The 23,070-nt window shown below is 59.6% G+C and carries 17 protein-coding genes and 1 tRNA gene; 9 read left to right on the forward strand and 9 right to left on the reverse strand.

Annotation, left to right across the window (positions count from 1 at the left end):
- The first annotated feature begins 235 nt into the window (after window positions 1-235).
- A complete protein-coding gene (locus QFX05_RS08015) occupies window positions 236-556 on the forward strand; it encodes a 2Fe-2S iron-sulfur cluster-binding protein (protein ID WP_005507166.1) in 321 nt (106 codons plus the stop codon).
- Window positions 557-558: 2 nt separating this feature from the next.
- Complete coding sequence (locus QFX05_RS08020; RefSeq protein WP_279742199.1) at window positions 559-1,467, forward strand: DUF4232 domain-containing protein; 909 nt, start codon at window positions 559-561, stop codon at window positions 1,465-1,467.
- A gap of 143 nt (window positions 1,468-1,610) precedes the next feature.
- On the opposite strand, the gene QFX05_RS08025 is transcribed toward QFX05_RS08020, so the two are convergent.
- The gene (locus QFX05_RS08025) at window positions 1,611-2,198 is read right to left on the reverse strand and encodes a malonic semialdehyde reductase (RefSeq protein WP_279742200.1); all 588 of its coding nucleotides are present in this window, start codon (window positions 2,196-2,198) and stop codon (window positions 1,611-1,613) included.
- Between the two features lie 149 nt (window positions 2,199-2,347).
- Between QFX05_RS08025 and QFX05_RS08030 the strand changes: the two genes are divergently transcribed.
- Window positions 2,348-7,936: a DEAD/DEAH box helicase gene (locus tag QFX05_RS08030; protein WP_279742201.1), complete on the forward strand. Its 5,589-nt coding sequence runs from the start codon at window positions 2,348-2,350 to the stop codon at window positions 7,934-7,936.
- Between the two features lie 273 nt (window positions 7,937-8,209).
- On the opposite strand, the gene QFX05_RS08035 is transcribed toward QFX05_RS08030, so the two are convergent.
- Entirely contained in the window at window positions 8,210-8,794 is a 585-nt protein-coding gene (locus QFX05_RS08035) for a TetR/AcrR family transcriptional regulator (RefSeq protein WP_279742202.1), read from the reverse strand.
- Between the two features lie 571 nt (window positions 8,795-9,365).
- Between QFX05_RS08035 and QFX05_RS08040 the strand changes: the two genes are divergently transcribed.
- From QFX05_RS08040 to QFX05_RS08060, 5 genes are all read left to right on the forward strand, one after another.
- A complete protein-coding gene (locus QFX05_RS08040; RefSeq protein ID WP_279742203.1) occupies window positions 9,366-10,517 on the forward strand; it encodes a pseudouridine synthase in 1,152 nt (383 codons plus the stop codon).
- A gap of 164 nt (window positions 10,518-10,681) precedes the next feature.
- Window positions 10,682-11,944 carry a glycoside hydrolase family 76 protein gene (locus QFX05_RS08045; protein WP_279742204.1) on the forward strand — a complete coding sequence of 421 codons (1,263 nt, stop codon included), beginning with the start codon at window positions 10,682-10,684 and terminating at the stop codon, window positions 11,942-11,944.
- A 103-nt stretch (window positions 11,945-12,047) separates the two neighbouring features.
- Window positions 12,048-12,986 (forward strand): Dyp-type peroxidase, encoded by a 939-nt coding sequence (locus QFX05_RS08050; protein WP_279742205.1) that lies wholly within the window; start codon window positions 12,048-12,050, stop codon window positions 12,984-12,986.
- 114 nt (window positions 12,987-13,100) lie between these two features.
- The gene (gene tgt / locus QFX05_RS08055; protein ID WP_279742206.1) at window positions 13,101-14,411 is read left to right on the forward strand and encodes a tRNA guanosine(34) transglycosylase Tgt; all 1,311 of its coding nucleotides are present in this window, start codon (window positions 13,101-13,103) and stop codon (window positions 14,409-14,411) included.
- A 32-nt stretch (window positions 14,412-14,443) separates the two neighbouring features.
- A complete protein-coding gene (locus tag QFX05_RS08060; protein ID WP_279742207.1) occupies window positions 14,444-14,953 on the forward strand; it encodes an SRPBCC family protein in 510 nt (169 codons plus the stop codon).
- Window positions 14,954-15,091: 138 nt separating this feature from the next.
- Here the strand turns inward: QFX05_RS08060 and QFX05_RS08065 are convergent, their stop codons facing one another.
- The 5 genes from QFX05_RS08065 to QFX05_RS08085 all read right to left on the reverse strand — a co-directional run bounded on the left by QFX05_RS08065 (window position 15,092) and on the right by QFX05_RS08085 (window position 20,994).
- The gene (locus tag QFX05_RS08065; RefSeq protein ID WP_279742208.1) at window positions 15,092-15,790 is read right to left on the reverse strand and encodes a hypothetical protein; all 699 of its coding nucleotides are present in this window, start codon (window positions 15,788-15,790) and stop codon (window positions 15,092-15,094) included.
- Window positions 15,791-16,089: 299 nt separating this feature from the next.
- Window positions 16,090-16,614, reverse strand: coding sequence for an acyl-CoA thioesterase (locus QFX05_RS08070; protein ID WP_279742209.1), 525 nt, complete (start codon window positions 16,612-16,614; stop codon window positions 16,090-16,092).
- A 346-nt stretch (window positions 16,615-16,960) separates the two neighbouring features.
- Window positions 16,961-18,466 (reverse strand): amino acid permease, encoded by a 1,506-nt coding sequence (locus QFX05_RS08075; RefSeq protein ID WP_279742210.1) that lies wholly within the window; start codon window positions 18,464-18,466, stop codon window positions 16,961-16,963.
- A gap of 237 nt (window positions 18,467-18,703) precedes the next feature.
- Entirely contained in the window at window positions 18,704-20,158 is a 1,455-nt protein-coding gene (locus tag QFX05_RS08080; RefSeq protein ID WP_279742211.1) for an amino acid permease, read from the reverse strand.
- Window positions 20,159-20,265: 107 nt separating this feature from the next.
- The gene (locus QFX05_RS08085; protein ID WP_279742212.1) at window positions 20,266-20,994 is read right to left on the reverse strand and encodes a queuosine precursor transporter; all 729 of its coding nucleotides are present in this window, start codon (window positions 20,992-20,994) and stop codon (window positions 20,266-20,268) included.
- 567 nt (window positions 20,995-21,561) lie between these two features.
- Between QFX05_RS08085 and QFX05_RS08090 the strand changes: the two genes are divergently transcribed.
- Complete coding sequence (locus QFX05_RS08090; RefSeq protein ID WP_279742213.1) at window positions 21,562-22,257, forward strand: TetR/AcrR family transcriptional regulator; 696 nt, start codon at window positions 21,562-21,564, stop codon at window positions 22,255-22,257.
- 91 nt (window positions 22,258-22,348) lie between these two features.
- On the opposite strand, the gene QFX05_RS08095 is transcribed toward QFX05_RS08090, so the two are convergent.
- Both QFX05_RS08095 and QFX05_RS08100 read right to left on the reverse strand, forming a co-directional pair.
- Entirely contained in the window at window positions 22,349-22,672 is a 324-nt protein-coding gene (locus tag QFX05_RS08095; RefSeq protein ID WP_279742214.1) for a type II toxin-antitoxin system VapB family antitoxin, read from the reverse strand.
- 119 nt (window positions 22,673-22,791) lie between these two features.
- Window positions 22,792-22,880: transfer RNA gene (locus QFX05_RS08100), tRNA-Ser, on the reverse strand.
- Window positions 22,881-23,070 lie beyond the last annotated feature (190 nt).

The following is a 23,070-nucleotide window of genomic DNA, read 5'->3' on the forward strand; positions in this document are numbered from 1 at the left end:
CTGCCCCCAGCATGTCTTTCCATCTGGGGGCAGTATTCATATATGCCTATATCCTGCGCTGTCAGGGCTTTAAGCGGTAGACTGGGAACAATACAGACATGCTATTCAGCATAAAAATTATTCTGCGTTCCCGTGATATGCGTGACGGTAGGGTTGGGGATACACCACAAAGTACGGTGAATAACAGTCCCTACCTCTACAATAGAAACGCATCACTACAGAAGAAGGAGAACGCATGGGCGTAACGATTAAGGTCACTGACGAAGCAGGCGTAAACTACGATATTCAGTGGGAAGACCACCACACCCTCCTGGAAGCCCTCCAGGCTAACGGCGTACCGGTCCTCGCAACCTGCGGTGGTAACGCATCCTGCGCTACCTGCCACGGCTTCATCGACCCCGAGCACTTCGAAGCTTCCGGTGAACGCACCGAAGCTGAGCAGGATCTGCTCGACATGGTCGATGATGTTGCAAACGAGTACTCTCGCCTGTGCTGCCAGGTCGAGTATGCCCCCGGTATGGACGGAGCAGAAATCCAAATGCAGGCGGCGATGTAACTATGTTCAAATCGGCTCAGGTGCTCGCATCAACCACCTTCCTCTGCTGCGCGCTCGCGCTCAGTGGATGCGGCGCGTCCCAGGCCGGTCAGGAAGCTGAAGGCACCTCAGCAAATCCGAGCGCATCAGCTTCGGTCAAGCCCGGCACGATTCGAGTAGCCTCTGACGGGGCTACCGCTTCGGTGACACCGGGCTCCATTACCGTGGTGAATTCCCCCGAGGCGGAGAACCACGAATCTTCCTCTGAACACTCCGAGTCTTCTTCCCACACCGAGACTCACAAGTCTGAGCAGAACTCTGACTCTCATTCTTCTGAGTCCTCCCGCGAGGGTTCCGATCAGAATAAGTCAGACAACTCTGCAGATTCTCAGAAGAGCTCAAACTCGTCTTCACAGTCGGGTTCCAACTCTTCAGGTAGTTCCTCGAACTCCTCGGGTTCTTCGAGCTCGTCGAAGAAATCCTCTAGCTCCTCCAGCAATACTGTTGCTGAGGGCCCGACCCAGTGCGATCTGGATGATTTGAACATTTCAGTATTCATTGGAAATGGCTCTCCCGGCGCCCGAAACTATACCCTGTACTTCCAGAACTCTTCGGATTCTTCCTGCACCCTGCGCGGCTACCCGCGTGTGGTACATGCGGGTCCTTCAGGCACCTGGATTGGTCGTGAGGCATCCACCTCCGACGAGTATATGAACCCTGCAGGCGTAACCCTCAACCCCGGCGATAGCACCACCGCGGTACTGCGTTCGGTGTACCCGGCACGCTTCGGTGATGATTGCGGTAGCCGCCCGGTTCAGGGTTTTCTGGTGGGTCTTCCCTCGGGTTCCGGCGGCGTGATTGTTCCGCTGGATACTACCGCTTGTTCCTCATCTGTTCCGCAGCTGTCGGTGGGTCAGTTTGGTGCCCGCTAACGCGCCCGTTGCAGGTGTGAATACTCTGGCACCTCTTGTGGACCTATAGTTCAAGGGCGGTTCCCCATGATGGGAGAACCGCCCTTGAACTATCTATAAGTCTAAATCTAGGGTTTAGCTTTAGCTATACCGTAGGCGCTCGCTTAGAGAGAGCGAGTAACCTCATCGTAGCTGAAGCGTGCACCGCGCGGGTATGCGGGACCCTCACCGTGACCGAGGTTGACGATCAGGAACGGGATCTCGGCATTGTCCGCGAAGAATTCTTTCCTGATGCCGACGAAGTCTGCGCCGGTCATGGGGCCAGCATCCAGACCGAGGGCACGGATTGCGGTGATGAAGTAGCCTGCCTGCAGGTGAGCGCTCAGCTCAGCGGCGGGGGTGGCAAGCTCCTCAGTGGTGTAGTAGCTCTTGATGAAGCCGGCAGCATTGGGGTTGAAGGTGTCAGCGTGCTCTACCCAGTTTGCGTCTGCGGAGAGAATCGCAGTCACCGGTGCCGCCTGAGTCTTTGCCTTATTGCCGTCTGCCAGGTGTGCGACGAGGCGCTCGCGTGCCTCGGAGCTCTTGACCCAGGTGATGCGCAGGGGCTGGTTGTTGAAGGCGGTGGGGCCGTAGAAGGTCAGTTCCTGGATGCGGCGCAGCTGCTCGTCGGTGACGGGCTCCTCGGTGAAGGAGGAGGCGGTGCGCGGCTCGTGGAAGAGGTTGATGAGCTGTTCTTCGTTCAGGCGGGTCATGGTGAGGCTCCTTTTGGTTGTTCCCTCGGTCGATTACTTTACGGGTAAAACATTACATGCTCTGTAGAAACCCTGTCAAGCACATCTTCCTCCCCCCAGCCCCCAACAATTCAAGAGGTGCACACCATAAACCCCGCCATAATAGATACATGACCGACGCACTCTCCCATTTCTCCGCCCCCGTACGCGACTGGTTCCGCGCCACCTTCAGCGCACCCACCGCTGCCCAAGAATGCGCCTGGGAGAGCATCCGCAACGGCAACAACACCCTCATTATTGCCCCCACCGGCTCCGGCAAAACCCTCGCTGCCTTCCTCTGGGCACTCGACGCCCTGCACCGCGAACACGAAGCCGGAACCACAGGCGGCACGCGCATCCTCTACATCTCGCCCCTCAAGGCACTCGGCGCCGATGTTGAACGCAATCTGCGCGCACCGCTGACCGGAATCACACGCCTGAGCGGAAACAACACAGACGAACCGAACATCAGCGTGGGCGTGCGCAGCGGCGACACCCCCGCACGCGAACGCCGCCAGCTCATCAGCAACCCGCCCGATATTCTCATCACCACCCCCGAATCCCTCTACCTCATGCTCACCAGCGCCGCCCGCAACACCCTCGCGGGCGTGACCACCGTGATCGTGGATGAGATTCACAACCTCGCCGCCACCAAACGCGGCGCACACCTGGCGGTCTCCCTCGAACGCCTCGACGCGCTCCTCGAAAAGCCCGCACAGCGCATTGGACTCTCCGCAACCATCGAAAACCCGGAGACAGTCGCCCGGTTCCTCGGCGGCATTCAGCCGGTGACCATCATGAGCCACCCGGGCACCAAAGAATGGGATCTGCGCCTGAGCGTGCCCGTACCCAATATGGCGGCGCTCGGAGGCGCCAACGACTACGGGCAAGGGCTCTACGCATCCTCGGAGGTAACGGGCGGCGGGGGCTCAGAATCTACCGGCTCACCGCGGGGCACAGCACACCCTACCTCTAGCGCAGCAAATACCCCGGTGAACGTGCCCTACACCCTGGAAGATGCCATTGGCGTATTCCCCGGACAGGAAACCGGTCAAGAAACCGGACAGGCAAACCCGGCGAGAAAGGGCGATAACGCCGCGCCCAAAAATACGCTCACCGTTTCGGAAGAGGTATTGCGAGAAGGGGCGCTGCACGAAAAGGCGTTGCGAGACACAGCCAATAGCGAGCGCCCCGAGACCTCCATCTGGCCGCGTGTGCAGGAGCGCATCGTCAACCATATTGAGAACAACCGTTCTACGATTGTTTTCGTTAACTCGCGCGGACTAGCGGAAAAGCTCACCGCGGCACTCAACGATATTCACCTGCGCCGCGTCCTCGCAAAGCAGGGAATCGACCCCGAAGACTACACGGCAGGCATCTGCGACATCACCGAGGTACCACCGCTCGCCCGCGCACACCACGGCTCCGTATCCAAGGAACAACGCACCCTCATCGAGGAGGCACTCAAGGGCGGAACCCTGCGCTGCGTCGTCGCTACCAGCTCCCTGGAGCTGGGTATCGACATGGGCCACGTGGACCTCGTAATCCAGGTGGCCGCACCTCCCTCAGTCGCCTCCGCACTGCAGCGCGTGGGCCGCGCCGGACACCGCGTGGGGGAAATTTCGCGCGGATTCTTCTACCCCAAGCACCGCGGCGACCTGCTCGGTGCAACCGTCACACTCACCGGAATGCGTAGCGGAACCCTCGAACCGCTCACCATCCCCACCAACCCCCTGGACGTACTCGCACAGCAGACCGTCGCCGCCTGCGCGTTGGGACCCATTAGCGTGGACTCCTGGTACGAGGCGCTACGCCGCAGCGCACCCTACGCCGAACTGCCGCGCGCCCTCTTCGACTCCGTGCTCGAAATGCTCGCCGGACGCTACCCCTCCGACGAGTTCGCCGAACTGCGCCCACGCATCATCTGGGACCGCACCCCCACCGAGGAGGCGCCCTCCGGCAGTATTGAGGGCCGCCCGGGCGCACAGCGCCTCGCAGTCACCAGCGGCGGCACAATTCCCGACCGCGGGCTCTTCCCCGTCTACCTGGTCAGCGGCGATGAAGAGCGCGGCCCGAAGCGTGTGGGTGAGCTCGACGAGGAAATGGTGTACGAATCCCGCGCCGGCGAGGTTATTACTCTCGGCGCGAGCAGTTGGCGTATTGAAGAAATTACGCACGATGCGGTGCGGGTCTCCCCCGCGCCCGGTCAGCCCGCGCGCCTACCCTTCTGGCACGGCGACCGCATGGGCCGTCCCTACGCCCTGGGCGTGCAGACGGGTGCATTCACGCGCGCGCTCTCCAGCCTGGACGCCATCGATAGCGCCGCCGCCCGCCAGCAGCTCGAACAGCTCGGACTGGACACCTGGGCGGTTGATAACCTGCTCACCTACCTGCGTGAGCAACGCGAATCCACCGGGGCGGTCCCTTCCGACACCCGCATGATCGTGGAACGGCACCGCGACGAACTGGGCGATTGGCGCGTGATCCTACACTCACCGCTCGGCTACGGGGTGCACGCGCCCTGGGCTCTAGCGGTACGCGCCCGCATTGAGGAGCGGTACGGGGTGGATGCCTCCGTCATGGCGAGCGATGACGGCTTGATTCTGCGCCTGCCCGCCATGGAGGATGTGCCACCCAGCGCTGACCTGTTCCTTTTCGACCCGGATGAGCTGGAGGCAATCGTCACTGAAAGCGTGGGCGATTCAGCGCTTTTTGCGTCTCGGTTCCGTGAGAATGCGGCGCGTGCCCTGCTGTTGCCACGCCGTGATCCGGGTAAACGCACCCCGCTGTGGCAGCAGCGTCAGCGCGCTGCGCAACTGCTGGATGTGGCGCGTAAGTACCCTGACTTTCCGGTGCTTTTGGAGACGGCACGCGAGTGTCTGCAGGATGTCTACGATGTTCCGGCGCTAGTTCAGGTACACCGTTCGTTGCAGTCTCGGGCGGTGTCCATGCTGGAGGTTGAGACAAACGACCCTTCGCCTTTTGCAAGAACTCTACTCTTTGAGTACGTTGCCGAGCACCTCTACGACGGGGATGCGCCCGCCGCCGAACGCCGCGCCGCCGCGCTGTCGCTGGACCCCGCGCTACTGGCTGAATTGCTGGGGTCGAGCGGTCTGCGTGACCTGCTGGATCCGGCGGTGCTGGTGCAGACTCAGCAGCGTCTGCAGCGCACAGGTGAGCGTTATCGTGCCTACGGTGTGGAGGGCGTGGCGGATCTTTTACGTCAGCTGGGTCCGTTGAGCGCGCAGGAGTTGAGTCTGCGTATGCGGACTGACAGCCTGCAGGCTGCGGCGCACGGTTCGCAAGATTTCGGCGAGTCCGAGGACTCTGAACACTACGGCGAGGAGTACGGCGCGCGCGCCAGCACGACTGAGGCGCATGCCCTAGCGGAGGAGCTGGTGCGCTCACGTCGCGCGTTCTCGTTCATGGGAGCTGCCGGTAGTTCCGCCGAGCCGCAGCTGTACTATGCGGTGGTTGAGGATGCCGCGCGCCTACGCGATGGGCTGGGTATTATGCCCGCCGCGGCGATTCCTACTGCCCTGTTGGAGCCGGTCGCCGAGCCTTTAGAGGATCTGGTTTCTCGCTATGCGCGCACCCATATTCCCTTTACGGCGCAGCAGGCGGCGGAGCATTTTTCGCGTCTGACCCCGGTGGGTGTGGGTGTGCTGGCTCCGGTGTTGCAGCGTCTTCAGCAGCAGCGCCGTCTGAGCTCTGGTGAGTTCCTGCCCGAGGTGTTGCGTGCCTCCGGGACGGCTGGTGTTGAGTGGGTGGATGCGCAGGTTTTGCGCACGATTCGCGCCCGTTCTCTGGCAGCGTTACGTGAGGAGATTGAGCCGGTATCGGCGCAGGTCTATGGCATTTTCCTACCTTCGTGGCAGAACGTTCGTTCTTTATCTGTGCGGGTTGCGCAGACCCTACCGGAGGCAAGCGCCTATGGTGCGTTCATACCCTCCCGCCGCGCCGCCGCTGTGGTGGGCGAGAGGGTGGCACCCCTCGGCTCGGCAGCGCCCAACCCGATGGCACTCAACTCGGCGGCACTCACCCCGATAGCACAGAACGGTGCAGAAAACGGCATCGCTCATGCGGGCCAGGATTCCGCCTCCACCACGGAGGATCTGCTCACCGCCATCGACCAGCTCGCGGGTGTGCGCGTACCGGCTTCTGCACTGGAGACGCTGATTCTTCCAGCACGCGTGCCCGGTTACCAGCCGCACATGCTGGACGAGGTCATGGCCAGCGGCAGGGTGTTCTTCACCGGTGCCGGTCAGCTCGGCGGGGGTAGCACGCAGAAGTCTGACGGCTGGATTCGCCTGCATTTGAGCGAGAGTTCTTCGCTGACTCTGGGTGAGGACTACCCGGAGCAGCTATTGCGCACGGAGAACCCGGAGCTCTGGGAGGCGCTGCAGGCTCCGGGCACGCTCGAGCACGCCATCTATGAGGCGCTGGCTCACGGCGGCCTGTTCGTGTCGGCACTGCGTGAGCGGGTGGTGCAGCTGATGAGGGCGGCGGCACCTGCTGGTCAGGTAGTGACTTTCCCGGATGCTGCGGAGGTTTCGGCGGCATTGTGGCGCTTGGTGTGGGCTGGTGCGGTGACGAACGATAGTTTCGCACCGGTTCGGGCGATGCTTGCCGGTGTCCGCAGTGCGCATCCGACTCCGGCGGCTGCCGCGCGTCTGTCGCGGGTAGGTCGCCGCGGTGCGGGTCGTATTGCGGCGGCACGCGCCTCCATGGGTAACGGCATGGCGGGCGGTTTCAATGCTGGCAATTATGGTTCCGGCGGCTACTCTGCGCCTGCCACCGGGCGCGGTCTGCATTCCCTGCGCAACAATTCCCTCCGCGGCGGGCTCCATACCATCACTCCCACTGTTGCCCCGCAGGATAGCGGTCGCTTCTCACGCGTGGACACGCTGCTACAGGAGCCTGTAGAGGCAACGGTTGCGGCACTCGCACGCGCCGACCTGTTACTGGACCGCTACGGTGTGCTGACTCGCGGATGCTTGCAGGTGGAGGATTCTACCGGCGGATTCTCGCAACTGTACCGGATTTATTCGGCGGCTGAGGATCGTGCGCTGGTACGTCGCGGCTACTTTATTGAGGGTTTGGGTGCGGCGCAGTTCGCCGCCCCCGCAACCGTGGACCTGCTGCGTTCTACCGCCGATAATCTCAGCGTTCCCACAGGTCCACAGAGTTTTGGTGCGAGCGCCTACACCCCGCAGCGTACAGATACGGAACAGGTGTACGGCACGTTCACGGTGACCCTGTTGGCAGCAACCGACCCGGCGAACCCGTACGGTGCGGCGCTGAGCTGGCCCACGATTCCCTCCTTCGCGCATGAGGGGGCGGGAGTCGTCAAGCACCGCCCGGCACGCAAGGCGGGCGCCTGCGTAGTACTGGTGGACGGCGCACCGGTGCTGTATGTGGAGCGTGGCGCGAAGACCCTGCTGGCTTTTACCACCGACCCGATACTTCTGGAGGCGGCAGCCCCCGCCCTGGCGCGCCTGGTGTCTGCCGTTGGTGCGGAGAAGATTTCGGTGGAGAAGGTCAACGATGTGGAGCTTTTGAACACCCACACACTGGATACATCCACACCGGGCGCATCTACACTGGGCATCTCTGGCGGCGAGGTTATGGAGCATCCGGTGGAGGCACTGCGTGCAGCACTGCAGGCGCAGGGTTTCTACGCAACGGTTCGTGGCCTGTCGCTACACCGTTCCATTTAGGCTGAGCAGAACCTCAAGCTTAGCATCAGATTGAATTATTTCTCTCACCCTCAACCTGAGCATCATAATACCCCGCACCCTCACGGAGGGGGTACGGGGCATTATGTTTCCCTACTCACGAACCGGGTGGTGTTTCCGGAATCCACCACGTCGCAAGCGGCGCGGCGGAGGAGTAACTACCCGGATGCCCACGGCATCTTCACCCTGGAGCACATAACCAAACATCGGAGCGGGAAGTCTAGGGCGCTCCCCTAATAGCTTCAGAATTGTCGGCTAGTAGCCACCGGTGAGGGTGTCAACGGCACCCAGGCACAGGTCGATGGCTTCTTCGAGCCCGAGCCCGCGGGAGCGAACGGTACGCTGATCGCGGGGGTTGAGTTGCACAACGTGCAGGGCGAAGTAGTCGACAAGTTGCAACCAGCCTCCGAGAATGACGCGGGTGCGGTCATTAATCGGCATACCAGTACGTTGAAGCATCCATTCGAGGTAGTCGGTGGGGTTGTTCGGGAAGTCCTCCCCACCGGGGGTGGGGACACCGGCTACAACGAGGAAGTAGGTGCGCAACGCCCTGCGGAGTGCTTCCTCGGGGTTTTCGTGATGCTCACCAAGAGCCTCAAGGACTGAGTTGGCTTCGCGTCGGGTGACGGCTGCCGCCAGGGAGTCCTTGCCGGGGAAGTAGTGGTAGAGCAGAGCGCGGGTAATGCCTGCATCGCGGGCGATAGCGCTCATGGAGGCACCGAGCACGCCACGTCGAGCGAAATGTTCTGCAGCAATTTTTAGAATTTGCTCTTCGCGTTCGTGCGGGTCCATACGCAGGGCACCGGTGCGAGGCTCCGCATTCTTTTGTGAATGTTCCATACCCTCTCCTATCGCATTTTCCGGTGCTTTGGAATTGTCCGATTGCACCGCTGTAATTTGGGGTTTTCCTTTAATCTGTGCGCCCTTGCGCTGTTTCTGTCCCATTTCGACCCCTTCGTTCGAAATATCGAACTTCTGTTTCTTAATCGTACCGCTTTAAGGGTAATTTCAGTCTTTATTAAGGCTTTTATGACGTAGGTTGCCTAGCTTAGCAGGTCTTTAATTGCTTTACATCTTTTATACTTAGAAAAACCACAGGGGCTAAATTGAGGCTTATTAGTTTCTGATTTGACAGTATTTTCGAAAATACCGCACTTAAACGCTGTTTTTTGCAAAAATAATGCAGTTTTTTAAATTAAATGTCCGATAATTTCAAGAATTTGTGAAGTTTTCGTTTTTTGTTCCACATATTCGCACAAACATTCATGAGTGTCAGACAAAACTGTATTCCCCAACCGCACATCAAACCCACGACAATATTTCTGTCTGCCTCATCAGCAGGCAATCCGGTTCAGCTTACCTCGACCCCAGCCCCGCTCAGGTGATAAGGTTCAGGCGGTAGAGTAGAGCCATGCCCACACAGAACACCGCACGTACACAGCCTAACGCACGCCCCGATACACAGCAGAGAATACAGCCCGATGCCACCTATCAGGCAAAACCGGCACGCCGCACGCATCGCCGCCTACTGACCCCTCCTCTGACTCAGAAGAATGGTATCGACCCGATTCAGTTAACCCTGCCACTCTTGGAGGAGCTCCCCGCCGAGCTCACCCCGAACAATGCAGCTCCGGTAACCATTGCGGATTATCTGGTTGCGCGCTTCTACCCAAACGACCCGCAGATTATTCACGCCCGTTTCAATACCGGTGAGGTGCGTCTGGATGGCGGCACGATTCTGAGCAGCGATAGCCCGTACATGCCGGGCGAGCGCATCTGGTACTTCCGTGAGCTTGCCGATGAGCCGCAGCTACCCTCCGATATGCCGGTGCTCTACGAGGATGAGCACGTGCTGGCGATTGATAAGCCGCATTTTCTGCCGACCACCCCGCGCGGCTCCTATATTGCGCAGACCGCGCTAACCAAGCTGCGGGTGCGTGAGCAGAACCCGTTGCTGATTCCAATTCACCGTCTGGACCGCCCAACCGCCGGCGTACTGCTTTTTGCTAAGACGGTTCAGGCGCGCCGCCCTTTCCAGATGATGTTTCAGCATCGTCAGGCGTCGAAGACCTACCGCGCTGTGGCGCCGGTTCCCTCCGATGTTACCGCCGCCGAGCAGGCGTTGAGTACGGAGGGACTGCAGGTGCGTTCGCAGATTCAGAAGATTCGTGATCAGCTGCAGGTTCAGCAGCTGTCCGAGCAAGAGTGTGCGGCACAGGGCGTGGAGCCGAATACGCTAACGACCGTAAAGATTCTGCGGACTTTCACCCCGAGCGCGCAGGCTGTTGAGGGGTGGCGTGCCGAACCTGCACTGAACAAAAAACAAGAATGGGCGCTCTATGATTTCGAGCCTCACACCGGTAAGACCCACCAGTTACGGGCGCACCTGAACCTTTTGGGTTCCCCCATTCTGGGCGATGTGCTCTACCCGCAGGTGCTGCCCGACACCCCAGACCGTCCCGAGTACCCGTTGCAGCTGCTGGCGTACAGCCTGCACTTTGAACACCCCATCACCGGCGAGCGGGTTGACCTACACAGTGGGCGTTCACTGGCCGCCGCCTAACTCGTTTTTGAGTGGCGTTCACCCCGTTCCCCGCATTGTGTCTTCTCGGCAGGCTCTCGAAAAGGGATCACACCCGAGAGCCCACCCCACAGTGTTCAGGCGCTCAGAGGGCAAAAAGTGGGATAATTTCAGACGTAATACTTCACCACAACTACAGAGGGTCCATGAAATTCCAGCCGCCTTCCCACAACGAGCAGTCTCTGGAGTCGATTAGCGAGTACGCCCAGCGCACCTCCTCGCAGGCTGCTACCGCAGCCGACAGCGTCACCGACACCTTCGTGCACCGCATCCTCGGTGTTCCCGGCGCCCTCATCGGTTCGGTGCAGGTTCCCGACCCGCGCCCGCTGAGCCAGCGTCTGAGCACTTGGCACTACTGGTGGCAGGCGCACCTGCTGGACTGCATGATTGATGCCGGTCAGCGTCACCTGCGTGAGGGCGATATGACTGCCGCCCAGGAACAGTTGCACCGCGCCCGCGCACTATTGCGCGGCATTAACATGCGTAACTACGGCCGCTTCGCCAACGATTATTTTGACGATATGGCGTGGCTGACCCTCGCGGTGGACCGCATGAACTCCTTCTGCATTGACCTGACCGGCGCTACTGACGTTGCCGCCCAGGACGCTGGCGCAGCTCTTTTTGAGCAGCTAGCAAAGGGCTTCTCCTCGGTGGGCGGCATGAGTTGGCGCAAGTCCAAGCGTGATTTTGTAAATGCTGCAGCGACCGCGCCAACCGCTCTGGCGTATGCGCGTGCAGGCGACCCGAAGACTGCCGCCGCACTCATGGACTGGATGAACGAAACCCTCTGGGATGCAGAGCATTCGCTCTATATTGACGGTGTAAACGTGCGCGGCGACAAGTACGAATACGAGCACAGCGAATTCACCTACAACCAGGGAACCGCCCTGGGCGCCCTACTGGGCCTCGCCGCATCCGATGTACCCTGCGAGGTGGACCCTGCAGAACGCGCCGAGCGTCTCATCGTCGGCATCGTCAAGCACATGACCGAAGAGGTAGAATTCCTCTCCGGTGTGCGCGGCCGCATCCTCATCTCGCACGGTGACGGTGACGGCGGCCTATTCACCGGCATTCTTGTGCGTTACCTAGGCGTGGCAGCTTCTTCACCACTGCTCAGTGACGAGGCTCAAATACTCGCCTCGACCCTGGTGTACTCAACCGCACGCGCCCTGTGGGAGGGCCGCCGCGAGTTCGACCCCAACCTGCCGATGAACGAGTACGGCATTGACCCGAATGAGATTCGCGGTAAGGCGCTCGTGCAGTTCTCCCCGCGGTTCACCGAGCCGATGAGCAAGGTTGTGAAGCCCGGTGCGCCGGTGGAGCTGTCCACTCAGGTGCAGGCGTGGACTATTTTCGAGACGGCGGCACGCCTGGCACATGCGCGTCACCTCGCCTCCCACGGCCTCTAAAAACCTACGATTCTTTGCCCCACCCCTCATCTTCTCCGTTCAGCGCAGAAGGTTAGGGGTGGATTCATTGCAGGGGCGTACACACGGGCGTACGGTGAATTTTATGCTTGCTTCAGAATCACAACAGGTCACTGCCAGCCCGAACACTAACACCATTTTCATGGTCTGGAAGTTCAAGGAAGGTATCTCTCAGGACGCGCTCATTGAGGGGTTCCAGAACCTCTGCGGGCTCGTCATTAACCTTAACCACACCGCCGCGAACCGCTACTCGCCCGAGAATGCCAGCATTGTGCTGGGTATCAGCCACAGCGCGTGGCTGGCCCTGGACCTGCCCAAGCCGCTGCCGCAGGAACTCGTGGAGTTCGAGGAGATTCGGGGCCCCAAGTACACCGCAGTGTCTACTCCCGGCGACTTGCACTTCCACATCCGCACGACCCATCCGTCCGTTGCCTACGATATGGCCTCCGCTATTACTGCAACTCTACGCGATATTGCTGAGAGCGTGGATGAGGTACACGGCTTCCGCTACTGGGACGGCCGCTCCATTATCGGTTTTGTGGACGGCACCGAAAACCCGCAGACCCCCGCGGCACGCGAATACTTCGGCCTCATCGGTGACAACGACCCCATGTACAAGGGCGGCAGCTACCAGTTCGTTCAGAAGTACATCCATGACATGACCGCGTGGAATGCCCTGCCCGTCTCCGAGCAGGAGAAGGTCATTGGCCGCTCCAAGCACGACGACATCGAGATGAGCGAGGACGAGAAGCCCACCAACTCGCACTCCGCTATTGCCAATATCGGTGACGACTTCAAGGTCATTCGCGATAACATGCCCTTCGGCACCGTGGGCAACAACGAGCTGGGTACCTACTTCATCTGCTACGCCAGCACCTTCTCGACCGTTCAGAAGATGCTCATGAACATGTTCATGGGAGTGGATGGCGCCAACTACGACCGTCTACTGGATTTCAGCACCGCGGTGACTGGCACCCTCTTCTTCGTGCCAACCGTAGATATGCTCGGCGACTTCGCTGGCTAAGATCAGCTACCCTGAGCTGAAATCTCGTGAACTCCGCCTCCGGCAAGAGAGGCGGGGTTTTCCGGTAGGCTAGGGTGTAGACATTCAGACGGAAAGCAAACAATCGAGAGAAGAATGAGCGTTCTAGATAACTCTTTCCCCACCGAGGACTTTGGCTTCGCTATCACCAGCCGCCTGGCGGACACCGCATCCCCCAACGCTGAACGTGTAGAAGCCAACGGCGGACAGTTCCGCGGACGCACCGGTGTTATCACCACCCCGCACGGACAGATCGAGACCCCCGCCTTCACCCCCGTGGGCACCAAGGCAACCGTCAAGGCGGTCCTGCCCGAATCCATGAAGGAGCTCGGCGCTCAGGCTCTGCTCTCCAATGCCTACCACCTGTACCTGCAGCCCGGCCCCGAAATCCTCGACGCGGCAGGCGGCCTGGGGGCCTTCATGAACTGGGACGGTCCCACCTTCACCGACTCCGGCGGCTTCCAGGTTATGAGCCTGGGCTCCGGCTTCAAGAAGGTGATCGACATGGGTACGGTCGCGGACGCTAAGGGTGCCGACGGCCGCCCCCTCGGTGACGACGACGTGGCACAGGGCAAGGAACGCCTTGCTCACATTGACGATGACGGCGTGAACTTCAAGTCGCATATTGACGGCTCAATTCACCGTTTTACTCCCGAGGTGTCCATGCAGGTTCAGCACCAGATCGGTGCCGACGTCATGTTCGCCTTCGACGAGCTGACCACCCTCTACAACTCCCGCGGCTACCAGGAGGAGGCGCTCGAACGCACCCGTCTGTGGGCGCTGCGCTGCATCGCTGAGCACCAGCGTCTGACCGCAGAGCGCGTGGGCAAGCCCTACCAGGCACTATTTGGCGTCATTCAGGGTGCACAGTACGAGGACCTGCGCCGCAAGGCATGCCAGGACCTCGGCTCCATGCCCTTCGACGGCTTCGGCATCGGTGGTGCGCTCGAGAAGGAAAACCTCGGAACCATCGTGCGCTGGTGCGCCGAAGAGCTGCCCGAATCCAAGCCCCGCCACTTGCTCGGCATCTCCGAACCCGACGATATCTTCGTCGGCATCGAAAACGGTGTAGACACCTTCGACTGCGTCTCCCCCACCCGCGTGGCACGCAACGCCGCCCTCTACTCCCCCACCGGCCGCTACAACATCACCAACGCGCGCTTCAAGGCGGACTTCTCGCCCATCTACGAGGGCTGCGACTGCTACACCTGCACCCACTACACTCGCGCCTACCTGCGTCACCTTTTCAAGGCGGACGAGCGTCTGGCGGCCACCCTCGCCTCCATCCACAATGAGCGCTTCATCGTGCGCATGGTGGACGACGCCCGCAAAGCCATCAAGGACGGCACCTACTTCGAGTACCGTGACGAGTTCCTCGGCAACTACTACTCCGGCAAGAAGCCCTAAACCCGCTCTTCAACCCGTTTAAGGAGAACCCTATGAGCATCACTCATGTTCCCGATGAGGAGCTTCTCGTCTTCGACCACGAGATCGCAGCCTCGGTCGAGGATATCTTCGGCGCCTACCTGGATCCCGAACTGTTGGTCCGCTGGTACGGCCCTGCCGGCTGGCATGTGCGCCCCACCGACGTTGTGGTGGAGCCCGTCGTCGGCGGTCTGCAGCGTCTGTCCATGATCAACGAGGTTGACCCCTCGGTGTCCTGCATTCTGCAGAGCCGCTTTTTGAGCATTGAACCGTTCAAGGAGCTCGAATACGCCGAGCAACTGCCCGACCACCTGGGCAACCCCGGTAGCGTGCTGGTGTACCAGCGTCACCGTTTCTTCCCCGAAACCGTGATTACCGCCGACGGCGTGGGTTCCGGTACCCGCATCGTCATTGAGATTGGCCCCATGCCCGCCTCGGTCCACGAGGAGGTGCGCACCACCTGGCGTTCGACCTTCGCCCGCCTGGATGATGTGCTTGCCGCCCGCGCTCGCGGAGAGTTCTAACTCGCACCAGCTCTAATTCTGCCCGCCTGCAAGTGGGAATACTAAAGCGCCGCGTTGACGAATGATTCGTCAACGCGGCGCTTGTGTGTAATACCCGTGCCTTGCCGGGGGTGCGCCTAGCCGGGTGTGAGTCGTAAACTAGTTGGTCAGCTTTACAGTAATGACGGTGCTGCCACCATCCAGGGACACGCACTCGGGGGTTGCACGATCCGCGCCGTCACCCGGCTTCCAGTAGCAGCGCGCCGACATAACGGTACGCTCACCATTCGCCTTATCGGTCACCTCTGCGGGGTTCTGCACCACAAACTGGCGAATCAGCTCACGCGCAAACAGGCAATCCACCGCGCCAGAGGCTACCTGCACGGTCGCATTATGCTTCAGGTAGCCGGTAGCGTCCATACTGCCGCAGCTACCGCCCGCAGACTGAACGTCCGAGCTGGATAGACTCGCGGTGCTCGACGCCTTCGCCACTTCACTCGCCGAAATATTCGCCTTAGCCGATGCCGCCGCGTTCGCCTGAGCAGTCGTTACCGGGCTTACGGTAGTGATGGTTCCGGGGCTCACGGTAGCCGCCGCGGTGGGGGTGTGCACAGTACCGGCAGTCGGAGTGCTTTCAGTGACCGTTGCGGTGCGAGTGGGGCTGGGGGTCGCCTTCGCGCTCGTAGCACTGGGGCTAGGGATTCCGGTGGCGCTCGGGGAGGCGGTGGTGGCGGCACCGGAGCATGCCGACATCGTCAGCAGCAGCGTGGCACCGAGTGCTACGGGACTGTAGGTGCGGAGCGTAGTAGAACGAGCCTGGGTAGAAGTCTGGGTAGCGTAATTCTGTGCCGGGTGCATAGTGACCTTTCTGCGTCATCGGTTCGGGTTCCTAACCAGTATTCTAAAGACGCTACCTGTGAGCTAGCTATACGGTATCTTAGAAACCCGCAGGATGACCCCTCTAGGGTACAGCGGGTAGGGCGGCGGCGCATCCGGTGGCACGCATCGTGCGGCGACCTCATCCGGCGGGGTCTCACTGAGCGTGGTAAAACGACATTGTTATCTCTCCCGGGAATACCTTTTGCTTCCTTTGCAGAAGGTCTTTAAAACATACGTTTATCCCCGTTCAATACCATTCTATTACAGCGGAGCACCCTCTACTTCTCCGGCAGGTAGGAGCTCAGCAGTTCACGCTGCTCGGGGGTCAGTCGAGTCAGTCGCCCCGCAATGGAGTCCCAGAATGCCAGCACGGTAAAAGCACGCACACATTCACCGCCGTCCACCGGGGAGAGAATCGAGTAGCCAATACGCACAGATGCGGCACTGACCTTCTCCACTCTCAGGCGTACCGGCACCTGCTCACCGGTATAGGGCAGCTGAGCCAGGTAGCGGATGCTGTGCTCGGCAATGAGCGCCTGCACGCCCTCGGTAACCAAGTCAAAAAGCGGAATCGGAGGCTGCGGTGCCACGGTAGGCTTCTGCCCGGAGGACGGCGGCGGACCGAAGAGCGCCACACGGGCTTCTTCCATGACCGAGAGGATGGCAACGTTGTTGACGTGCCCGTAGGCGTCCATATCGCCCCAGCGTGCGGGTACGTACACCAACAATTCGTCGGTGGTGCCAGCTTCAGAGGTGGGAATCTTTTCGGGGGTATTTTCGCGTTTCTTTTCGTGGCTTTGCATGGTTTTAACTCTACCCCCCCGCCGCCGTGAAGGGGGTATTCGTACGAATCCGCAAGGTACAGCAAATGAATCAGCTGATGATAATTCGGGTACTAGAAATATATTTGGTGGGTTAAAGCGATGAGGCTCGAAAGCTACGATGCTTTCGAGCCTCATCCAACACACAGACATTTGAACGCATACAAGATCATACGGTTCACTGTCTATGATAGACCCGCTCTGAGGGTCAACGGCATTTTTACGGTTTTATTACGAGCAATTCCAGAGATTTTCCGTATTTTTCGTTTATTGCCTTCTTGGAGTCTCAGCAGTCCCCAACACAAGCCTTCCCGGCAGCTACAGAACCTTAACGGCCCAGCTTTGCCGCAGTCTCCAGAGCATGATCAGCGTCATACTTCATGGCGTCGTACTCGGCAGTTGCCTGCTGAGCCTCCACGAAGGTCTGCTCATCAATCACGTGAGTGTGGCGAATACGAGCGAAGTACAGCAGGCTCAGCACCACAAAATACCCCACGCCCACGATCGCCGGAACCATGGAACCACGCACCATGAAGAGCGCAATCCACACCGCGAAGAGCAGCAGAACACCGAGCGCCGCGGTGAACTGGCCACCCCACAGTCGGAAACCATCAGTTACTGGCTCAACACGCTTGTACACGATGTAAGCGAAAAGAATCAGAACCCACACGGTCAGCGCGCACACCATAATCACAAAAATCATGGAGAGGAACGCTTCCTTTGGGCTGTACAGAGCCAGCAGAATAGCAATCACCATACCGCTGGTTGACAGCCATACCGAACGAGCCGGAACGCCAGCACGGTTCACCTGAGCCAGCTGACGAGGCGCCATGCCGTCAGCCGCCAACGAGTGCATCAGACGCGCACCCGCGTACAGGTTCGCATTCGCACTCGACAGCGCTGCAATCAGCACCACAAAGTTCACAAAGTGCGCCACACCATGCACACCCAGCTGCTCAAAGACCAGAACAAACGGGGAAGCTTCCACCGCATCGCCCAGACCGGACGCCGAACGCCAGGGAATAACAGCCACAACAATCAGAACTGCCAATACGTAGAAGGTTGCCAGTCGGATCATCATCGCCTTCGCTGCGGAACGCACCGAACGAGAAGGATCCTTCGCTTCCGCAGCGGAGATCGAGATCATCTCAATACCACCGAAGGAGAACATCACAACAGCCAGCGACAGCCACACCGACTGGGGGCCATTCGGCATAAAACCGCCGTCGTTGAAGAGGTTCGCGGTACCCACCGCAGCGTGACCGGGCAGACCGAAGAAAATCAGGCACAGGCCCACCAGCAGGAAGGCAACAATCGAAATGACCTTAATGGACGAGAGGAAAAACTCCAGCATGCCGAAAGACTTCACACTCGTCAGGTTCAGCACAATCAGCGCCACGCCAAACACAGCAATACCAGCCCACAGCGGCAACTGCGGCCACCAATAATTCAGGTAGGTAGCCACCGATACTAGCTCAACACCGGCAATCAGAACAGTCGCCGTCCAGTAGGCAATGCGAGTCAAAAAGCCCGCGAAGGGGCCCAAGTAGCGGGTAGCAATAGTACCGAAACCGCCACGGACAGGGTAGCGAACCGCCATTTCACCGGTTGCCGCACCAATCACCGAAGCAAGCGCAGAACCAATAGCGTAGGTGAGAATGACCGCAGGACCAGCCATCGCAATGGCGGTGCCCGATCCCAAGAAGAGGCCCGTACCGAGCGCAGAACCCATCACGATCATGGTCATCTGTCCGTGGGACAGAGAACGTTTCAGGGTGCGTGATCCAGCGGTCCCCGATGCAGCGTGGCTGCGGGTATCGTCGTTGTGGGACACGAAGGTGCCTTCCGTCAGTACGCCTTAAGGGGCGTGATGTGCAATGTGTGCTCGCACCCGACTTCTGCATCTTCTAGTCTCGTTGACGGGTACGAATAGTTAACTATTCTACGGGCACACTCCCATCGCTCAGAACGTCACCGTCTAGAGCACACAAGCGAAAGGCACCGAACGGGGGTACTCCCCCATCCGGTGTCTTTTATGTTTTAGCCTCGCGAGGCTTTCACGCTATTTAATTTAATGCTGCGCCGCGCTGGTGTCCTCGTCGGCGTGCATAGCGTCCAGATCGGGGCGCTCATAACCGCCCTGAACCTTCGAGGAGATGGTGTAGCCAATAGAAATCAGCACAAAGAAGACGATACCGACCATGATGGATTCCTGAACGCCCGAGCCGGGCAGCATGAACATTGCCGCCAGGGTTGCCAGAACACCCGCCAGAGCCAGACCTGCGGTGACGCGGCCACCCAGCACGGTGAAGGAGGAAGCGTCCTTCTGATCCTTCTTGTACGCCTGGTAGGTCAGCAGAATCATGACCCACACAACCAGGATGCACAGGGTCACCAGCGCCATGAGCAGCGCAAAGATATCGCCAATCTTGGCAACAGCCATCACGGTCGCTACGACAACACCGGTGAAGGAGATGAGCAGAGCCACCACCGGCACGCCGCGCGAGGAGGTGCGTGCAGCCACTGCAGGAGCCATACGGTCAGAGCCCAGGGCGTGCAACAGGCGAGTTGCCGCGTACAGGGAGGCGTTAGCGCCAGAGAGCGCAGCAACGAGTACCACAAAGTTCATGATGTCCGCCGCGAAGGGGATACCCAGTTCAGAGAAGACGAGCACGAACGGCGACTCGGTCAGCGCCGAGTTCTGTGCGGCGGTCTGCCAGGGCACCAGGCACAGAATAATTGCCATAGACACCACGTAGAAGGTGGACAGGCGCCAAATCATGGCCTTCACGCTGGTTGCCACCGAGCGTGCTGGGTCTTTCGCCTCCGCTGCCGAGAGAGAAATCATTTCCACACCACCGAAGGAGAACATGACAACAGCCATCGAAATCCAGATTGAGGCCGGGCCGTTGGGCAGGAAGCCACCGTCATTCACGAGGTTTGCGGTACCCGCCGCGGCGTGGCCGGGCAGGCCCACGAACACCAGCAGTACACCAATCACCATAAACACGATGACGGCAGAAACCTTAATCGAAGAGAGCATGAACTCCAGGGCACCGAAGGACTTCACGCTCACCAGGTTCAGCACCAGAATAATTGCCCCGAAGAGAACGACGAATACGGCCAGGGGAACATCCGGGAACCAGTACGCCATGTAGTGGCCAACCGCCACCAGCTCAGCACCAGCCAGCGGCACGGTGCATGCCCAATATGCCCAGCGAGTCAGATAGCCGCTAAAGGGGTTCAGGTATCGGCTCGCAATGGTGCCGAAACCGCCCTGGACGGGGTGACGCACAGACATTTCACCCGCACACGCAGCAATGGTTGCCGCAATCATCGCACCAATAGCGTAAGAGACGATTGCACCGGGGCCCGCAATTTTAATGGCTGAGGAGGACCCCAGGAACAGGCCCGTACCCAGCGCCAAGCCCATTGCAATCATGGTCAACTGGCCGTGGGAGAGGGAACGATTCAATGAGTCGTTCTTCTCCGACTGCTCGGGGGTATTCCCCTGCAGTTTAGACATAACGTATCTCTTTCTTAGACATGCTGTGTATTGAATAAAGCTGAAATGGCAACGCCGCCCAGGCATTAGGCCGGGCGGCTCTGCACATCAGCTATAAGGAGGTTAGCTTACGCCACGTACTCGAGTTCGTGACGCTTGAACCAACCAATAATCGGGTAGCTGATCGGCATGAGGAGCACCTCGACCAGGCACTTGTAGATATAGCCAATCAGTACGTAGTTGATGAATGCTTCCGCGGTGTCGATGCCGAGCACCGGTGCCGCGATGGAGCAGAAGATGAGGGTGTCGAGTAGCTCACCAACCAGGGTGGAGACAATCATGCGTAGCCACAGGAAACGGCCTTTGCATGCCTTCTTCATTGCCACCATGACCCAGGCGTTCAGGGTCTGACCGAAGAGGTAACCGAGCAGGGAGCCCGCAAAAATCTGCCAGACCGGGCCAAGAACCTGCGCGAATGCCTCCTGGCCGGTGTAGAAGCTCGCAGCGGGCAGGTGCACGATCAGCAAGAAGCATAGGGCAGCAAAAGCAGCCGAGCTGAAGGACGCCACAATCGCGCGGCGGGCACGCTTGAAGCCGTACACCTCAGAAAGAAGGTCGCCAATCACGTAAGCGAGCGGGAAGAGAAAGAAACCACCATCGGTGACAATGGTCGAACCAATCAGAGGCAGTTCGAAGGGTAGCGGACCGAACTCCACACCCTTGGTTGCACCAATATTCGAGATGATTAGGATGACACAGGATGCGCCCAGCAGCAGATCAAAGTAGCCGCGGCGACCAGCCCAGGGCACCTTAACGGTGCTCGCCTGAGCCTTAGATTCGCTAACGGGTTTAGCCATTACTTTCCCCAAGTCTTTCTTCATGCGATGTGTTTCTTCACGTAAGGTACGAGCCTTCACGCGTGGTGGTAAGCCTGCAATGCAGGGCAGGGTTCACCAGCTCGTCTGCCACCCGAGCCTATCTAATAGTACATATATGCCGTGCCGGCGGCAGGTTTATGGGCTTCGTTCAAGAGTGTGGACGCTATATGCGCCCGGCTACCCGGTGTGGGGTGCTTGCGGAACCGCCTTATCCCAGCGGAGGCGGAACCCTCACACCTACACAATGGAGGTATGAAGAGTCTGAGCCGCAGATTTCGTCACAGCGGAGTTCACGGTACCGGTGCTCACCATACCGGGCAGGTGGCGTCCCCACTGGGGGCTGGGCGTACTTTACGCGCCTCGGTGCGCCGCTTGGTTCGGGGCTCTATACGGCGAGCGCGGAGGTGGCGGCACCGTAACCAGCGGCAGCTGAATGCGCATATTCCGCGTCTGCATCCGTTTTTTGACTATGCGGCGCGCGCAAATTTCTTGGTGACACATTTAATCAATTCGTCATTTACTGACGGTTTGGGGTAGAGTGTCACTATGCCTCGTATTTCTGCAGCAACCAACGCCGCCCAGCGTGAGAACACCAAGCGTGCCATTCTCGACTCCTTCGGCGAGATCCTCTACACCCGCGGCCTGCCCGGCCTGACCATGACCGACGTCGCCAAGAACGCCGGTATCGGTCGCACCGCGGTCTACAACTACTTCGCTGACATGGGCGAACTGCTGGTCGCCTACGCCTTGGACGAGACTGAACGCTTCCTCAACGAGCTGCGCGTCGGCCTGGATGGTATCGAGAACCCGATTGACCAGCTCGCGGTCTACGTTCGCCTGCAGATCAACGATTTGGCGCGCCGTCACCTGCCTCCGGGCCCGGCGATGCGTTCCATGCTTTCCCCCGAGTCCTATGCGAAGCTCGGCAAGCACGTGCACGAGCTGCAGATGGTGTTGGCGCATATTCTTTCTGCCGCCATTGCTGAGAACTACATTCCGAAGAACGATATTCGTGAACTGGCGATGCTCGTGCACGGTTCCCTCTCCTCAAGTGCGGGCCGTGCGGAGGACGCGCCGGATGAGGAGACTCGTGAACGCCAGATTCTGAGCACAATTCGTTTTATTCAGATGGGTTTGGGTGCCCGTTTTGATGCTCAAGGTGCCCCAGTTCGCTTGGATTCTCAGGAGTCCCTGCCAGAGCAATCGCCTGTGCAGGAGGTAAACCTGAAGGTTGCTTCCTAAGGGTTTAGCGAGCTGAATAGCTACATATAATGCCGCGGGCCTAATGCTTCTTTGTATCGGTCCGCGGCATTTTCTGTATTCGGGTGGGTTTTTATGCGCCGGACAATAGTGCCGGGGAGATGGAGTCCAGGTCTAGTACGCGCGCGTACATGACGGCACGGCGGTGCAGGGCGTTACGCAGTGCGCGGTGCACGCCGTCTTCGAGGTAGAGTTCGCCGCCCCATTTGACCACGTGCGGGAAGAGGTCGCCGTAGAAGGTGGAGTCTGCGGCAAGTAGGGTCTCGAGGTTGAGGGTTTTTTGGGTGGTGATGAGGGTGTCGAGGCGCACCTGCTGCGGCGGGATTCCTCCCCAGTCGGCGTGGGTCATGCCATGCTGGGGGTAGGGGCGACTGTCGCCTACTTTTTTGAAAATCATAGTGGTGCTTTCTACAGGTATGGGGAGCCTCGGCGGCACGTGCAACCGTGGGGTTCTGAAGAAATAGTACCAAGGGGCGTAAAAAATCCCCGGTCTTAGAATCTAAGACCGGGGATCGGTGGCGGAGGATGGGGGATTTGAACCCCCGAGGGCTGTTAACCCAACACGCGTTCCAGGCGTGCGCCATAGGCCGCTAGGCGAATCCTCCAGCTATGTTTTCTACGCATTGCGTAGGCAACGAATAAAACTTTACTACGCTTTTGCAAAACGCGCAAGCCCTGGATAGGAAAAGTAACAGAAAGCACACTTGTGAATGCTGGTGCCCCTGCTTTTGGGCGGAGCACCAGCGGAGCGGGCACGCAGTGCATATGACGGGTGCAAACTATCCAGGTGCCTAA

This window comes from Rothia similimucilaginosa (genome assembly GCF_029850875.1).
In the GTDB taxonomy this organism is placed as follows: domain Bacteria; phylum Actinomycetota; class Actinomycetes; order Actinomycetales; family Micrococcaceae; genus Rothia.

What these genes read in the sequence shown, in the direction of transcription:
- QFX05_RS08015 (WP_005507166.1), top strand. Translation starts at nt 236, where the DNA reads ATGGGCGTAACGATTAAGGTCACTGACGAAGCAGGCGTAAACTACGAT.
- QFX05_RS08020 (WP_279742199.1), top strand. Translation starts at nt 559, where the DNA reads ATGTTCAAATCGGCTCAGGTGCTCGCATCAACCACCTTCCTCTGCTGC.
- QFX05_RS08025 (WP_279742200.1), bottom strand. Translation starts at nt 2,198, where the DNA reads ATGACCCGCCTGAACGAAGAACAGCTCATCAACCTCTTCCACGAGCCG.
- QFX05_RS08030 (WP_279742201.1), top strand. Translation starts at nt 2,348, where the DNA reads ATGACCGACGCACTCTCCCATTTCTCCGCCCCCGTACGCGACTGGTTC.
- QFX05_RS08035 (WP_279742202.1), bottom strand. Translation starts at nt 8,794, where the DNA reads ATGGAACATTCACAAAAGAATGCGGAGCCTCGCACCGGTGCCCTGCGT.
- QFX05_RS08040 (WP_279742203.1), top strand. Translation starts at nt 9,366, where the DNA reads ATGCCCACACAGAACACCGCACGTACACAGCCTAACGCACGCCCCGAT.
- QFX05_RS08045 (WP_279742204.1), top strand. Translation starts at nt 10,682, where the DNA reads ATGAAATTCCAGCCGCCTTCCCACAACGAGCAGTCTCTGGAGTCGATT.
- QFX05_RS08050 (WP_279742205.1), top strand. Translation starts at nt 12,048, where the DNA reads ATGCTTGCTTCAGAATCACAACAGGTCACTGCCAGCCCGAACACTAAC.
- tgt (WP_279742206.1), top strand. Translation starts at nt 13,101, where the DNA reads ATGAGCGTTCTAGATAACTCTTTCCCCACCGAGGACTTTGGCTTCGCT.
- QFX05_RS08060 (WP_279742207.1), top strand. Translation starts at nt 14,444, where the DNA reads ATGAGCATCACTCATGTTCCCGATGAGGAGCTTCTCGTCTTCGACCAC.
- QFX05_RS08065 (WP_279742208.1), bottom strand. Translation starts at nt 15,790, where the DNA reads ATGCACCCGGCACAGAATTACGCTACCCAGACTTCTACCCAGGCTCGT.
- QFX05_RS08070 (WP_279742209.1), bottom strand. Translation starts at nt 16,614, where the DNA reads ATGCAAAGCCACGAAAAGAAACGCGAAAATACCCCCGAAAAGATTCCC.
- QFX05_RS08080 (WP_279742211.1), bottom strand. Translation starts at nt 20,158, where the DNA reads ATGTCTAAACTGCAGGGGAATACCCCCGAGCAGTCGGAGAAGAACGAC.
- QFX05_RS08085 (WP_279742212.1), bottom strand. Translation starts at nt 20,994, where the DNA reads ATGGCTAAACCCGTTAGCGAATCTAAGGCTCAGGCGAGCACCGTTAAG.
- QFX05_RS08090 (WP_279742213.1), top strand. Translation starts at nt 21,562, where the DNA reads ATGCCTCGTATTTCTGCAGCAACCAACGCCGCCCAGCGTGAGAACACC.
- QFX05_RS08095 (WP_279742214.1), bottom strand. Translation starts at nt 22,672, where the DNA reads ATGATTTTCAAAAAAGTAGGCGACAGTCGCCCCTACCCCCAGCATGGC.